The following is a 707-nucleotide window of genomic DNA, read 5'->3' on the forward strand; positions in this document are numbered from 1 at the left end:
AGCGCCAGTACCGCGTCATCGACTTCCGTCGCCACGACAAGGACGGCGTCGACGCCAAGGTCGCGCACATCGAGTACGACCCGAACCGCACGGCGCGCATCGCGCTGCTGCACTTCGTGGACGGCTCCAAGCGCTACATCATCGCGCCGAACAAGCTGTCCCAGGGCGACGTCGTCGAGTCGGGCCCCGGCGCCGACATCAAGCCCGGCAACAACCTGCCGCTGCGCAACATCCCCGTCGGCACCGTGATCCACGCCGTCGAGCTCCGTCCGGGCGGCGGCGCCAAGCTCGCCCGCTCCGCCGGCGCGTCGGTGCAGCTCGTCGCCAAGGAGGGCAAGTACGGCCAGCTCCGGCTGCCCTCCGGCGAGATCCGCAACGTCGACGTGCGCTGCCGCGCCACGGTCGGCGAGGTCGGCAACGCCGAGCAGTCGAACATCAACTGGGGCAAGGCCGGCCGCAACCGCTGGAAGGGCGTCCGCCCGACCGTCCGCGGTGTGGTCATGAACCCCGTCGACCACCCGCACGGTGGTGGCGAGGGCAAGACCTCCGGTGGCCGTCACCCGGTCAACCCGAACGGCAAGCCCGAGGGCCGCACCCGCCGCCCCAACAAGGAGAGCGACAAGCTCATCGTCCGCCGTCGTCGCACCGGCAAGAACAAGCGCTAAGGAGCCTGACACATGCCACGCAGCCTGAAGAAGGGCCCTTTC

At 70.0% G+C, this 707-nt stretch carries 1 protein-coding gene; it reads left to right on the plus strand.

The window, feature by feature from the left end; translation table 11 throughout:
- A partial coding sequence (rplB, locus tag RF637_RS13845) for a 50S ribosomal protein L2 (protein ID WP_368845130.1) occupies positions 1–665 on the plus strand: 665 nt, incomplete at its 5' end.
- Positions 666–707 lie beyond the last annotated feature (42 nt).

Source organism: Kocuria sp. CPCC 204721 (assembly GCF_040980945.1).
GTDB lineage: Bacteria > Actinomycetota > Actinomycetes > Actinomycetales > Micrococcaceae > Kocuria > Kocuria marina.